This is a genomic window from Mesorhizobium sp. GW821-FHT07A06 (assembly GCF_059419085.1).
Genome location: NZ_JBWKRC010000001.1, coordinates 385,434 through 399,318, shown reverse-complemented (window position 1 = coordinate 399,318; position 13,885 = coordinate 385,434). Strand labels below are relative to the sequence as shown.

14 protein-coding genes are annotated in these 13,885 nt (G+C 62.5%); 6 read left to right on the top strand and 8 right to left on the bottom strand.

All coding sequences use genetic code 11. From position 1 onward, the window contains the following. The first annotated feature begins 88 nt into the window (after positions 1-88). Entirely contained in the window at positions 89-700 is a 612-nt protein-coding gene (locus tag AC07SZ_RS01905) for an LOG family protein (protein ID WP_494913091.1), read from the top strand. A 68-nt stretch (positions 701-768) separates the two neighbouring features. Here the strand turns inward: AC07SZ_RS01905 and AC07SZ_RS01900 are convergent, their stop codons facing one another. Further along, positions 769-1,653, bottom strand: a complete 885-nt coding sequence (locus AC07SZ_RS01900) for a LysR substrate-binding domain-containing protein (RefSeq protein ID WP_056563336.1) — start codon at positions 1,651-1,653, stop codon at positions 769-771. Positions 1,654-1,763: 110 nt separating this feature from the next. Here AC07SZ_RS01900 and AC07SZ_RS01895 point away from each other — a divergent pair, with 110 nt between their 5' ends. From AC07SZ_RS01895 to AC07SZ_RS01880, 4 genes are all read left to right on the top strand, one after another. Continuing rightward, positions 1,764-2,054: a muconolactone Delta-isomerase family protein gene (locus AC07SZ_RS01895; protein ID WP_494913090.1), complete on the top strand. Its 291-nt coding sequence runs from the start codon at positions 1,764-1,766 to the stop codon at positions 2,052-2,054. 132 nt (positions 2,055-2,186) lie between these two features. Beyond that, a complete protein-coding gene (locus AC07SZ_RS01890) occupies positions 2,187-3,263 on the top strand; it encodes a glycosyltransferase (RefSeq protein ID WP_494913089.1) in 1,077 nt (358 codons plus the stop codon). A gap of 54 nt (positions 3,264-3,317) precedes the next feature. Further along, positions 3,318-6,026: a class I SAM-dependent methyltransferase gene (locus tag AC07SZ_RS01885; RefSeq protein WP_494913088.1), complete on the top strand. Its 2,709-nt coding sequence runs from the start codon at positions 3,318-3,320 to the stop codon at positions 6,024-6,026. Positions 6,027-6,179: 153 nt separating this feature from the next. Further along, the gene (locus tag AC07SZ_RS01880) at positions 6,180-7,175 is read left to right on the top strand and encodes a transporter (protein ID WP_494913087.1); all 996 of its coding nucleotides are present in this window, start codon (positions 6,180-6,182) and stop codon (positions 7,173-7,175) included. 31 nt (positions 7,176-7,206) lie between these two features. Here the strand turns inward: AC07SZ_RS01880 and rarD are convergent, their stop codons facing one another. The 7 genes from rarD to cysS all read right to left on the bottom strand — a co-directional run bounded on the left by rarD (position 7,207) and on the right by cysS (position 13,561). After that, a complete protein-coding gene (rarD, locus tag AC07SZ_RS01875; RefSeq protein ID WP_172374119.1) occupies positions 7,207-8,124 on the bottom strand; it encodes an EamA family transporter RarD in 918 nt (305 codons plus the stop codon). Between the two features lie 83 nt (positions 8,125-8,207). Then, positions 8,208-9,830, bottom strand: coding sequence for a citramalate synthase (gene cimA / locus AC07SZ_RS01870; RefSeq protein ID WP_171883320.1), 1,623 nt, complete (start codon positions 9,828-9,830; stop codon positions 8,208-8,210). Continuing rightward, complete coding sequence (gene pip / locus AC07SZ_RS01865; RefSeq protein ID WP_056563358.1) at positions 9,827-10,777, bottom strand: prolyl aminopeptidase; 951 nt, start codon at positions 10,775-10,777, stop codon at positions 9,827-9,829. Before pip ends, cimA begins: the two co-directional genes overlap by 4 nt. Then, positions 10,774-11,250 (bottom strand): GFA family protein, encoded by a 477-nt coding sequence (locus AC07SZ_RS01860; RefSeq protein WP_081294778.1) that lies wholly within the window; start codon positions 11,248-11,250, stop codon positions 10,774-10,776. Before AC07SZ_RS01860 ends, pip begins: the two co-directional genes overlap by 4 nt. Continuing rightward, positions 11,247-11,738: a GFA family protein gene (locus tag AC07SZ_RS01855; RefSeq protein WP_056563364.1), complete on the bottom strand. Its 492-nt coding sequence runs from the start codon at positions 11,736-11,738 to the stop codon at positions 11,247-11,249. The genes AC07SZ_RS01860 and AC07SZ_RS01855 overlap by 4 nt, the downstream gene beginning before the upstream one ends. A 6-nt stretch (positions 11,739-11,744) precedes the next feature. Then, positions 11,745-12,131, bottom strand: coding sequence for a VOC family protein (locus tag AC07SZ_RS01850; RefSeq protein ID WP_056563367.1), 387 nt, complete (start codon positions 12,129-12,131; stop codon positions 11,745-11,747). Then, a complete protein-coding gene (gene cysS / locus AC07SZ_RS01845; RefSeq protein ID WP_056563369.1) occupies positions 12,128-13,561 on the bottom strand; it encodes a cysteine--tRNA ligase in 1,434 nt (477 codons plus the stop codon). Before cysS ends, AC07SZ_RS01850 begins: the two co-directional genes overlap by 4 nt. 166 nt (positions 13,562-13,727) lie before the next feature. Between cysS and AC07SZ_RS01840 the strand changes: the two genes are divergently transcribed. Continuing rightward, the gene (locus AC07SZ_RS01840) at positions 13,728-13,868 is read left to right on the top strand and encodes a hypothetical protein (protein WP_172370965.1); all 141 of its coding nucleotides are present in this window, start codon (positions 13,728-13,730) and stop codon (positions 13,866-13,868) included. Positions 13,869-13,885: the final 17 nt, after the last annotated feature.

Genomic DNA, 13,885 nt, shown 5'->3' with positions numbered 1-13,885 from the left:
CAAGAAAAACGGGCCGGCAAGAAAAAGCCCGGGCTTGTCAACCCTTGGGGCTTGACCGCGCTTTCAGACCCAATCACCAATCATCCGTATGAATACGATTCGATCCGTCTGCGTCTATTGCGGCTCGTCTCCGGGCCGCGATGAAGTCTATGCGAAGGCCGGACACCTGCTTGGGCGTTCAATTGCCAGAGCGGGCCTGCGGCTGATCTATGGCGGCGGCACCAAAGGCATTATGGGCGCCGTCGCCGACGGCGCGCTCAAGGCCGGCGGCAAGGTCACGGGCATTATTCCCCGCTTCCTGATCAACAGGGAAGCAACCGAAACCGCACTTGACCGGCTCGACGAATTGCTGATCACCGACAACATGCACGAGCGCAAACACAAGATGTTCGAGAAATCCGACGCCTTTGTGGCGCTGCCTGGCGGCATCGGCACAGTCGAGGAGATCGTCGAGATCATGACCTGGGCGCAACTCGGCCATCACCGCAAGCCGATCGTCTTCGGCAATGTCAACGGTTTCTGGAACCCGATGACGGCGTTGCTTGATCACATGGCGGCGGAAGGCTTTATTCACACCGCACAACGGGTCAAGCCGCTGGTCGTCGACGATCCCGAGGCCATCGTCGCAGCCATCATGGTGGCAGGCTCCTCCGTCGACGCCCCGACCGAGGGCGTGCAGTCGGTGATAGACAAGATGTAAGGGAGTAAGGCAGTAGGGAAGACGGCACCTACCGCCCTACCGCCCTACCGCCCTACCGCCCTACCGCCCTACCGCCCTACTGCCCGCCGCAAATCTCCAATCACCGCACGCTCATCCTGCCGCCGCCAGGCGAGATGGATGGCCACGCTGCGCTTGAACCAGGGAAGGTCGCGGAAAACGATCCCCGGCGGCGCGACGCTTCGCAGGCTCTCCTGCACCGTCGCCAGGCCCAGTCCGGCGCTGACTAGGCCGAGCGAGGTCAAGGGATCGGCCGTCTCGTAAGCGATGTCGGGCACGAAGCCAGCTTCGATGCAGGCGGCCAGGAACTGGCCGCGGTTGGTATCGGCGGGCTGGCGCACCACGGTGATCCAGGTGTGTCCATCGAGATGATGCGGGCGGATGTCGGCCACAGCCGTGAGCGCATCGCCCTCGGGTATCGCCAGCACCAACGGCTCGCGGCGGACCAGCATCGCGGCAATTTCGGGATAGTCGGCCGACGGCGGGGAATAAACCAGGCCGAGATCGAGCGTGCGCTGGCGCAGCCCCTCCAACTGCGCGGCAGAGCGCAGGCTCATCAAACTGAGATGTAATTGCGGCCGCTCTCGTCGAAATTGCCTGAGCATGCCGGCGACCAGCCCGGCATGCACCGCGCCCTCGACATAGCCGATGGCAAGGCGGCCGGTCGCGCCGGTCGCGAGGTCACGGCCGAACATCTCCAGCCTCTTCGCGCCGGCGAGAAGCGCCTTGGCCTCGGCGAGAAAGGCGCGACCTTCAGCATTGAGATGGATCCGCTGCTTTGCCCTTTCGAACAGAGCAAAGCCCAGTTGCTCCTCGAGCTGCATGATCTGCCGGCTGAGTGGCGATTGCGAGATATGCAGCAGTTCGGCGGCGCGGCCGACATTGCCGGTCTCGGCAACGGTGACGAAATACCGGATCTGGCGCAGGTCGAACACTTTTTCTCCAAAATACCTAGTCTCATCAGGTCTCAACTTTAGCCTAATCAGTCTTGGACAGTCTGACCAGCCAGAGGCGATGGTCGGCCATCCCACCAAAGGAGACCGAAATGCAGTTCTTTACCCTTCTCACCCGTAACACCCCAAAGTTCAGCGACGCCGACTTTGCGCCGCTTCTGCCGAGCGAGGCCGAGCAAAGGCGCACGCTCTACGCCGAAGGCGCGGTGCGCCAGGTCTGGAACCGGGGCGACATTCCCGGCAGCGGCATGATGTTCGAGGCATCCGACGATGCCGAAGTGCGCGGCCATCTCGCTACCTTGCCGCTGATTAAGGCCGGCATGATGGAGATCGCCGCGATCGTGCCGCTCAATCCCTATCCGGGATTTGGGCCGAAGCGGTGAATCGCATCGGACGGCGCTCTCCGACAGCCACCGGTCGAGCGGCAATTTAGCGTTCCGGGACGCTCCGGCGATTTCCATTTGCGGCGAGTCTCCTGATTGGTTATCGGGAAGATGGGCAAAGGGGAGTTGACGGTGGCGCACAGAAGAGGCGGCGATGCGGAGCGCGCTCCACGCGCTTCCGTCGTCATGACCGTCTATACGGACCAGCGCTTTCTCGATGCCGCGGTCAACAGCATCCTGACCCAGGAATTCGACGATCTCGAACTCATTATCGTCGATGACGGGACCGGCCAGGACGCGGTCTTCCAGGAGCTGGCACGTCGCGATCCGCGCATCCGGCTGATCATCAATCCAACCAATCTCGGTACCGCCGCCGCCGCCAACCGCGGCATCGAGGCCGCCCGAGGCGAAATCATCCTCCGCCTCGACGCGGATGATGTCGCCGAGCCGACGCATGTCGGACGACTGGTCGCGGCGCTGGACGAGGACAGCGAGCTTGGCCTCGTTGGACACGCGGTGACGCTGATCGACGAAGCTGACCGCGTCGTGGGTGCGCAACGCATGCCCGAGACGGATCTGGAGATTCGCTGGACGATCCTGTTCCACAATCCCTTCTACCATTCGACGATCGCCTACCGCCGGGGTTGCTTCGAGGCCGCCGGACGCTACAGGATCGATGAACTGGTTTCGCAGGACCATTATCTGTGGTTCGACATGCTGCCTTTGTGCCGGGCGCGAAATCTTGCCGAACCGCTGACGCGCTACCGGCTGAACGCACTCGGGCTGACCGCGACAAATGCAGCGAATGCCCGCAATCGCACGCATCCGATCCGCCAGGCATCATGGGCTCGCCTTGGCTTGACCTATGACCTCTATGACGACGCTTTCGCCCAGGATCTCACCCGGTTCATCCGCGGGCAAGTGATCGCCGTCGACCGACGCGCCGCCACCTACAGCAAGTTGCTTGGCGTACTCAAGGCCTTCCTTGCAGCGTCGCGGCCCTTCAGGCGCACGGAGGATGCGGTTGCTGCAAGGCAGCTGACCCATGGCATCATCGCGCGCATGCTCGCCAACCCGCCGCCGGGCCTCACGGGGAAGCTGCGCGTCTGCCATCTGTGCTGGCCGCTCGACTGGCGCGCCGCAACGGGTGCGGCGACAAAACGGCTGGCGATCAGGCTCAAGGCGTGGCTGCCCAAAACAGGCGGATGACTGGACCGCTTCTGGAAACCGAAAGTGCCATCTCCGCCGTAAAGAGTGAAAATTATGGACCCTGACTATTCTGCGTGGTTTGCCGGCAAGAGCCTTTCGACCGACTGGACTTCGGGCTTCTTTCCCCTATGGGCCACACTGCTCCGGTCGCGCCGCGACGAGCCCCTCGATGTCTTGGAGATCGGCTCCTGGGAGGGCCGTTCCGCGCTCTTCTTTCTCAACTATTTCGGCAAGTGCCGGCTCACATGCATCGATACATTCGGTGGCAGTCCTGAACACACCCAGCGGCGGAAGTGGAGCGACCAGCTTGCGCATGTCGAGCAACGCTTCGACAAGAATCTCGCCGCGTTCGGCGAACGGATCGAGACGATCAAAAGCCCCTCGTCCCAGGCATTGGCCCGCCTGATCACCGACGAGCGGCGTTTCGACCTCGTCTATGTTGATGGCAGCCATCACAGTGCCGACGTCCAGTCGGATGCGGTGCTATGCTGGCCGATGGTAGAGGATGGCGGGATCGTCATTTTCGACGATTACGAATGGACGTTCTTTGCCAGCAAGGTCGAGCGTCCAAAACTCGGGATCGACAGTTTCCTGTCGGTGCATGCCGGCCAATACCGCGAGTTGTACCGGGGAGAACAAATCATCATCCAGAAGATCGGCGTCGGCGGGAACGAGCGCCCGGCAGTTTCCACTCGGCCATCTCCTTTACCGCGCGAAGAACCCGTCGACAGACCCCAAGCCGAAAACGACGTCGAGTTCGTGCTGATTGCCGAAGCTGGCATTCTCGAGGCCCAGGCCCTGCTGCTATGCGAAAGCATAAGGTGTTTCGCCGGCTCTTATTCGCAATCCCCGATAACGGTGGTTTCACCCAGAAGCAGCCGCCGTCCCTCGCCGTCGACGGTAGATCGGCTCCAGCAACTGGGCGTGGACTATCTGCCCATCGAGATCGACAGCTGCTGTCCGCAATACGGCCCCTCATACCGGATACATTCCCTCGCTTACGCCGAAAGACGGGCCGGACCGCCGGTCATCATCCAGCTTGACAGCGATGCGATATTCATCGCGGAGCCCGACTTCTCGTTGGGCACGTGCTCCGCCGCCGCCCGCCCGGTGGACAGCAAGGGGATGTGCACCACAGGCCCTGGTGACCCGTTCGACCCCTACTGGAGACAGCTATGCGCCCTTGCCGGTGTCGACTACGAACACCTGCCCATCGTGCGCACGAGCGTGAACGGCCTGGCTGTTCGCGCCAGCTACAATGGCGGGCTCATCGCCGCAAAAAGGGCGAGTGGCCTCTTTCAGCGCACCGAGGACATTTTCAGAAGGTTGGTGGACGCCAATATGAAACCATGGGCCGGCGCCGAGCCAGTCTACAACACCGGGACCGGCATTTTGCAGGGAGATGCCACGGCCTTCTGGGGCACAAGCCAGGCCGCCTTCTCACTGGCAGCCGTTGCCGGAAACCATTCCGTGCGGCTTTTACCGGCGACCCATAATTTTCCGCTTCACAACTTCAATCCCGCCACGGCGCCAGACCCGGCCCGGCTGGTTCATATTCACTATCATGGATTGTTCAACGAGGGTTCCGCTGCAGCGAACCCTATCCTGGACGGAACGCTGGCGTTGCCTGCGGGAATACGCGAATGGCTTGAAGCCCGGTTACCCTTGCGGGAAGCCCCGCGTCCGGCCGCGTCGATACCGGGCCGCGCGCGCCACTCCCGGAGAAAAGCGATCCTCGTGCTTGGAATGCACCGCAGCGGAACCTCGATGCTTGCCGGCACCATCGCCGCGTTGGGATCAGCCCCTCCCAAAAAGCCATTGCGCGCGGACGGCAACAATCCCAGGGGGTACTGGGAAAGCGCCCCGCTCAATTCCGCTAATAATGAGCTGCTAGCGGCGGCGGCGTCCTCGTGGCATGACTGGCGGCCGCTTGATCCGCAATGGCTGCAATCGCCTGCGGCGGAGCGTCACCGCCACAAGATCAAGGCGATCCTTGCAAGCGAATTTGGCGATGAACCGCTGTTTTTCATCAAGGATCCCAGGATCTGCCGGTTCGTTCCGTTCATGTCATCGATCCTTGCCGAGATGGAGATCGACCCGGTGGCCCTGCTTCCGCTCCGCAACCCTCTCGAGGTCGCTTGCTCGCTGGAGCGGCGGGATGGGTTGCCCCTGGCAAAATCCCTTTTGCTCTGGCTCAGGCACGTGCTCGATGCGGAATTTCATTCGCGACACATGCCACGTTGTTTCATTCGCCACGAACGCTTCCTGATCGACTGGCGACATCATGTCGACGTTGCGGCGGAGATGACCGCCATCACCTGGCCAATACCTTCCGACCAGGCGGAGATGGAGATAGGGCGTTTCCTGACAGCGGACCTGCATCACGAACGGGCAACAATCGTGGAATTGCGGAGCCATCGGGATGTGACACCGCTGGTCCGCGCCGCCTACGACATTCTATGTACCATGGCAGACGAAGGCGACAGCCAGGAATTGCGCGACGAGCTGGACCTGATGCGAGCGAAATTCGATGACGCATGCGATGTCGTGGGCGCCGCCGTGGCCGCGGAGGCAGACCATCTACGCGGCGAACGCGACGCAATCAGCCGCGCCTATCAAGAGCTCGGCCTCGAACGGAACGCATTGGCGCACGATCGAAACCGTTTCGTTTCCAAGCGCGCCGTACTTTTGGCATCGTCGAGTTGGCGACGATTGACGACCCCGTTGCGATGGATGCGCAGTCCATCCAAGCGTCAAAAATGACTGCAAGTGATGCATTGAGGCCTCTCCCTGCTCGACACACTGTGATCTGCTGTCAAGAAAGCGTCACACGGAACCAGGTTCGCGCATGCTAGAAATCGCGGTGAGGTGCCGCTAACGCGGCGCTGCGCTCGAAACCTGTATCTGGCACTGCCCATGGACTCGCTCGCTCCGGAAGGCACCGACCTGTCGCCTTATCTCCCCGATGAGCACGGGCTGTTCTTCAGCTATCATTTCACGGCGGAAGGCTCCCGAACGAAGGATCCCGCGCAGGCGCGATGGACATGGCGCAGTTACCAGATCACCGATCTCCACGCTCGCCAGGAAATCGGCGCCGAGAAGGCTCTGCCGGCCCCTGCACGCGATGCTTTCCTCGCCCCCAGCCATGGCTGCCACATCGACTATGAGGATGGCTGGCTCTACGGCGATCTGCCGGACCTCAAGCACGATTTTTCGGAAGCGCGCGGGCTCGTCCATTTCCGCTTCGCCTTCAACGACACGATGCTGATCGGCGCCCGCAAGCAGCCGCTGGAGTCGGTCGACGCCGTGCGCAAGGTGGTGGAAAGCGGATCGCGGAAATTCCGCTCGCCGTCGGACCTGATCGAGGCGGTCATGGGCCAGTCGCTTGATGGCATGGCGATCGAACTCGGCAAGCTCGGCGACACGCTCGATGGCATCGAGGACCGCGTCGTGCGCGACGCATGGCACAACGAACGGCAAGCGCTGGTCGAGGCGCGCCGGCAGTTGGTGGTCATCCACCGGCAGATGGCAACGCTGACCAGCCTGTTCCGGCATCTCGACCATTCGCATCGCGACGAATTGCCGGATTCGATCAACGACATGGCGGCTCGGCTCTCGCACCGGGCGCAGACGCTCTACCATGACGGCGAGCAATTGCAGGCGCGTACGCGGCTTCTGCAGGACGAGCTGATGGCCAAGCTGACCATGCAGTCGAACCAGTTGCTCTATGTTCTCTCTGTCATGACGGCCGTGCTGCTGCCGATGACCATTATCTCCGGCCTGTTCGGCATGAATGTCGGCGGACTGCCGCTTGTCGACACGCCATTGGGCTTCTGGGTGGTGACGGCGGTGTCAATGGCCATCGCCGCGGCCACCTATCTGTTCGTCAGACGGCTTGGCCGGGGGCTGTAGCGGCAACCATCGGCAACATCCTGCGCCCAAGCTATCGGGCGGCAGCCCGGCGGGCCGTCATCAGCATCGACCAGGAGTAGATCGCCAAGGCCGTCCAGATCAGGGCAAAGGCAACGGCCTGGGTGGTGCCGAACGGCTCATCGAAAATCAGGACCGCGATCAGGAACACCATGGTCGGCGCGATATATTGCATAATGCCGATGGTGGAGAGGCGCAAAAGCTTGGCGCCGAACGCAAACAGAAGCAGCGGCACCGATGTGACCGGGCCGCAGCCGATCAGCAATGCCGTATCGGTGCCGTTGCTGGACACGACATGATCCTGTCCGGTCGCGATCAGGTAGACGATATAGAACAGAGCGGGCACCGACAGCAAAAGCACTTCGAGCAGAAAGCCCTGGCTTGGCCCGATCGGCAGTGTCTTGCGGAAGAAGCCGTAGGCGGCGAAGGAGAAGGCCAGCGCCAGCGATACCCAAGGTAGCTTGCCGCCCTCGATTGTCAGCACCGCCACGGCGATCGCCGCAAGCGCCACCGCCGCGATCTGCAATTTGTCGAGTCGTTCGCCAAGCAGCAATGCACCGACGACAACGTTGACCAGCGGGTTGATGTAATAGCCAAGCGCGGTCTCGACGGTGCGATCGACGGCGATCGCCCAGACATAGATGCCCCAGTTGACCGAAATCAGCGCCGCCGTCAGCGCCGCCATGGCGATGGTGCGGGGGGAGCGAATTGCCGCCTTGAAGTCCGCCGTGCGGCCGGCCCAGACCAGGACCGCCGCGGCGATCGGCACGGACCAGACGATGCGGTGGGCGATCACCTCGGCAAGCGGCAGATGCGCCACCGCCTTCATGTAGAAAGGCAGCAACCCCCACAGGAGATACGCGCCCAACGCCAGCAGGAAGCCGCGGCGGGCTTTTGAATCCGCGTCGAGGGCAATTGCTTCAGTGGCCATGGGCCAACGCTATGGCCCAGTAACCTTGGCAAGACCATCACAAAGTTCTGATGGATCAATGGACTTTCGCTGATGGGTCAACCCTATTCGGCGGCAACCACGCCAGCCATCTCACGATTCTTCATCAGCTTGTAGATGATCGAATCCATCAGCGCCTGGAATGAAGCGTCGATGATGTTTTCGGAAACTCCGACCGTCCACCAGCGCGCGCCGGTGCCGTCATGCGATTCGATCAGCACGCGGGTGATCGCCTCGGTGCCGCCATTGAGGATACGCACCTTGAAGTCGGCCAGTTCGAGGTCGACGATCTCGCTCTGGTATTTGCCGAGATCCTTGCGCAGCGCAATGTCGAGCGCGTTGACCGGTCCGTGCCCCTCGGCCACCGACATCTTCTCCTCACCGTCGACCAGCACTTTCACGATCGCTTCAGACACGGTCTTCAACTGGCCGTTGGCATCGAAACGCCGCTCGACCATGCAGCGGAACGAGGTGACATTGAAGAATTCCGGCAGGCCGTGCAGCATCTTGCGGGCGAGCAGCTCGAAGGAGGCGTCGGCGCCCTCATAGGCATAGCCTTCGGCCTCGCGCTCCTTGACAACCGATATCAGCGCATCGAGCCGATGATCGTCCCTGGGCACCTCGATGCCGCGCCGCTTCAGTTCGGCGAGGAAATTGGCCTTGCCGCCCTGATCGGAGACCATGACGCGCCGGCGGTTGCCGACGGATTCCGGCGGCACATGCTCATAGGTCGCCGGTTCCTTGGCCAGCGCCGAGGCATGAATGCCGGCCTTGGTGGCGAAGGCCGAGGCGCCGACATAGGGCGCTTGCGCTTCCGGGGCACGGTTCAAGAGTTCGTCGAATGCGCGCGACAGGCGCGAGATGCCGGTCAGCGCTTCGGCCGAAATACCCGTCTCGAAACGATCGGCGAATGCCGGCTTCAGCGCCAGTGTCGGCACGATCGAGATCAGGTTGGCATTGCCGCAGCGCTCGCCAATGCCGTTCAGCGTGCCCTGGATCTGGCGCACACCGGCCTCGACGGCGGCCAGGGAATTCGCAACCGCCTGGCCCGTGTCGTCATGGGCGTGGATACCCAGATGATCGCCGGCAATGCCCGATGCGATGACCTTGGCGACGATGGTGCGCACTTCCGAGGGCTGCGTGCCGCCGTTGGTATCGCACAGCACCACCCAGCGCGCGCCGGCATCGTACGCCGTTTTCGCGCAGGCCAGCGCATAGTCCGGATTGGCCTTGAAGCCATCGAAGAAATGCTCGCAGTCGACCATCGCTTCCTTGCCGGCGGCGACTGATGCCTCGACCGACGTCTCGATCGACTCCAGGTTCTCCTCGTTTGTGCAGCCAAGCGCCACACGGACATGATAATCCCAACTCTTGGCGACGAAGCAGATGGCGTCCGATTTCGACCGCACGAGCGCCGCCAGCCCGGGATCGTTCGAGGCGGAGACCCCTGCCCGCTTGGTCATGCCAAAGGCGACGAATTTCGCTTTGGCCGTGCGCTTCTTCAGGAAGAAGGTGGTGTCGGTTGGATTCGCGCCGGGATAGCCGCCCTCGACATAATCCATGCCGAAGTCGTCGAGCAGTTTTGCAATCGCGATCTTGTCCTCGACCGAAAAATCGATGCCCGGCGTCTGCTGGCCATCGCGCAATGTGGTGTCGAAGAGATAGAGGCGGTCGCGGGTCATGGTCATTTGCCTGCAAATTTGTCCGTCGCGCGGATCAACCGGTCGAGGATGCCGGGCTCGGAATAGGCGTGGCCGGCGCCTTCGATCAGGTGGAAATCGGCCTTTGGCCAGGCCTTGTGCAGCGCCCAGGCATAGCGCGCCGGACACGGCATGTCATAGCGGCCATGGACAATGGTGCCGGGAATGTCCTTGAGCTTGTGCGCATCGCGCAGAAGCTGCCCTTCCTGCAGCCAGCCGGCATGGACGAAATAGTGGTTCTCGATACGGGCAAATGCGACGGCATAGTCGTCCTGCCCAAACGGACCACTGGTTTCAGGCTCCGGCAGCAGCGTGATCGTCTCGCCTTCCCATAGGCTCCAGGCGCGAGCAGCCTCTATCTGCGCCTCACGGTCCGCGCCGACCAGGCGCTTGCGGTAGGCCGCCATCATATCGCCGCGCTCGGCCTGCGGGATCGGCGCCAGGAAACGTTCCCACTTGTCGGGAAACATCTCGGAGACACCGAACTGATAATACCATTCGAGCTCCGCGCGGGTCAGCGTGTAGATGCCACGCACCACCAGCTCGCTGACGCGGTCAGGGTGTGTCTCGGCGTAGGCGAGCGCCAGCGTCGAGCCCCAGGAACCACCGAACACCAGCCATGTGTCGAAGCCGGCCATTTCGCGCAGGCGTTCGATGTCGGCGACGAGGTGCCAGGTCGTATTGGCCTCCAGCGAGGCGTTCGGCGTCGATTTTCCGCAGCCACGCTGATCGAACAGGATGACGTCGTAGAGTTTTGGATCGAACAGCCGCCGGTGTTTTGGCGAGATGGTGCCGCCCGGTCCGCCGTGCAGGAACACGGCCGGCTTGGCACCCTTGGTGCCGGAACGCTCCCAATAGACCGTGTGGCCGTCGCCGACATCGAGCATGCCTGAGTCGAACGGTTCGATTTCCGGATAGAGTGTGCGCAAGCTCATAATTTCAAGCCCTGTTGCGGCCAGTTGGCGGTTTCGTGGTCGGGATGCTGGAAGGAGATGATCTGCTCCTGCCTGGCGTAGTAGTCGGGATCGTCGTGGACCGGCGCCTGGAAGATCTTTTCCACCCAGGGCAACCGGGCCGCATGGTTGACCTGGATTTGCGGCGCCAGATCCGAGCGGTCGTCGAAGGCGCCGATGGCGATCTCGAGCCCGCCGGGCTGGCGGTAGGTCAACGGCGTGCCGCAGCGGGCGCAGAACCCGCGATCGATGTTGATCGACGACTGGAAATAGCTCGGTTCCTCATGGGTCCATTCGACGCCATCCCGGGGCACGGTAACCAGCGCGCCGAAGAACGAGCCAAACTGCTTCTGGCACATGCGGCAATGGCAGATTGACGGACGCCCGAGCGCTCCCCTGATGCGGAAGCGCACGGCGCCGCACTGGCAGCCGCCGGTTCGGACGATCTCGGTCATGGTCTTTCCTCCGGCGGCCATTGTTCGGTGTCGTGATCGGGGTGCTGGTAGGAGACAAGCTCGGCGAGATAGGGAGCCGACCCCATGTCCGCCATCGTGTCCTCACCCGGCAATTGCGGAATGGTATCGACGTAAGGCAGTTTCGCTTCGGTGCCCCATTGGATGGTCGGTGCGATATCGGCCGGATCGTCGAAGGCGGCTATCGCCAGCGCAAGACCGTCGGGCGCCTCGAAGGTCAGCGGCGTGCCGCATTCGGCGCAGAAGCCGCGCCAGGCGGCATTGGAGGAACGGAAACGCTTGGGCTCGCCGCGTGTCCAGTCGACCTTGGCGCCGCGCACCGAGACCAGCGGCAGGTAGAAATTGCCGCTCGCCTTCTGGCACATGCGGCAGTGGCAGATCGAGGCGTCGCCAAGCGCGCCTTCGACGCGGAAGCGCACCGCGCCGCATTGGCAGCCGCCTGTGTAGACCGGCCGATTGTCGAGGCTCATCGCGTCTCACTCCGGATCATGGCAGACAGCCTCGACGTTGTTGCCGTCGGGATCGAAGACGAAGGCACCGTAGTAGTTCGGGTGATAATGTGGGCGCAGCCCCGGCCCGCCATTGTCCTTCCCGCCGGCGGCAAGGGCCGCGGCGTGGAAGGCGTCGACCTCGGCACGGCTGCGCGCGGTGAAGGCGACGTGCTGATGGGCCTTGGGCTTGTCCTTGGCGGCCTGCAGCCAGAACACAGGGCGATCGCGGCCATAGCCGCCGATCTTGGCACCGCCGGTGTATTCCAGCGGCACCATGTGGATCAGCGAAGCGCCAAGCGGTGCCATCGCCTTGTCGTAGAAAGCCTTCGAAGTGTCGAAATCGGCAACGTTGATACCGAGATGGTCGATCATCTTTTCACCTCCCAGGTCGTGATGCGTGCGCCGGTCGCCGGATCCTTGCCGTCCTTCAACTGCACGCCTTGCGCCAAAAGGTCATCGCGGATGCGGTCGGCCTCGGCCCAGTTCTTCGCCGCGATGAGGGCGAGGCGATTGGCGATTGCCTTGGCGATCTTGTCCCCATCCACGTGTTCGGAGCCGACATCGAAGCCAAGAAACAGCAGCGACGCCTTCAGTGCGGCGGCGGCTTCATTGCCGTCGGCTGCCTCACCGGCCAACTGCGTCAAAACCTGGAAGGCGGCATAGGTGGCCAAGTCATCGGAGAGGGCCTCCACGACCTTTGCCGGCAGTTGCCCGACGGCCGGCGCCAGGTCCGCCGCGCGTTTCCACTTGCGCAGCGTGTTCTCCGCCTCCTCCAGCTTGCGCACGGAGAAGTCGATCGGCTCGCGGTAGTGCGTCATCAGCATCGCCAGCCGCAGAACCTCGCCCGGCCAGCTGCGCCCGCCGAAGGTCTCGGTCTCCAGCAGTTCATGGATCGAGTAGAAATTGCCGAGGCTCTTGGACATCTTCTGCCCCTCGACCTGCAGGAAGCCATTGTGCATCCAGACATTGGCCATGACCGATGTGCCGTGGGCGCAGCGCGACTGGGCGATCTCGTTCTCATGATGCGGGAAGATCAGGTCGAGGCCGCCGCCATGGATGTCGAAAACCTCGCCGAGATAGGCCGCGGACATGGCGGAGCATTCGATGTGCCAGCCCGGCCGGCCCCTGCCCCATGGGCTCTCCCAACCCGGCTCTTCCGGCGATGACAGCTTCCACAGCACGAAATCTTGCGGGTTCTTCTTATGCGCATCGACGGCGACGCGAGCGCCGGCCTGCTGCTCGTCGAGATTGCGCTTCGACAATTGCCCATAGTCCGGCATCGACGCCGTGTCGAAGAGAACTTCGCCAGCCGCGACATAGGCATGGCCGCGTTGGATCAGGTTTTGAATCAAGGTGATCATGTCGGCCTTGCCGTCGGCCCGCGGCTCGACGAATTCGGTGGCGCGCGGCTCGACCGTAGGCTCGAGGCAGCCGAGCGTGGCGACATCCCTGTGGAACTGGTCGGCGGTCTTTTCCGTCACCCGCCGGATCGCTTCGTTGAGCGACAGCTTTCCGGTGGATATCTCGCTGCCGAAATCGCGCAACGCACGCGCGTTGATCTTGTCGTCGACGTCGGTGATGTTGCGCACATAGGTGACGTGGGCTTGTCCATAGAGATGGCGCAGCAGGCGGAACAGCACGTCGAAGACGATGACCGGCCTGGCATTTCCGATATGGGCGAAGTCGTAGACGGTGGGGCCACAGACATACATGCGCACGTTCAGCGCATCGATCGGAACGAAATCCGTCTTTGTGCGCGTCAGCGTGTTGTAGAGGTGCAGGCCCTTCGATGCGTCAGACATTCCATGCCTTCCCGGTTCAGAACTTCTTGTTTGCATGGAGCCAGCCTTGCGCCGAGGCGCAAATCAGGCTCCAGCCTGCTGGCCGGGGCGTTTGTCCAATCTGGGGAGAGATGAGGCGAAAACGTCCGGACCAGCGCGAGGCTAGCCAATAATGCAAATGCCACAAATGGCGAAAGACGTTTTCATGGGCGGCTTTATCGCCTTGGCCAGTGTTGCCGTCAAGTCGCTGATCCCGGGAAAAACGTCGCCAGGACAGGCAAAACCGTCGCTCGATCACGCGGAATCAGCCAGTGAAACATTTTATTAAACATGTCGGCACAGTCA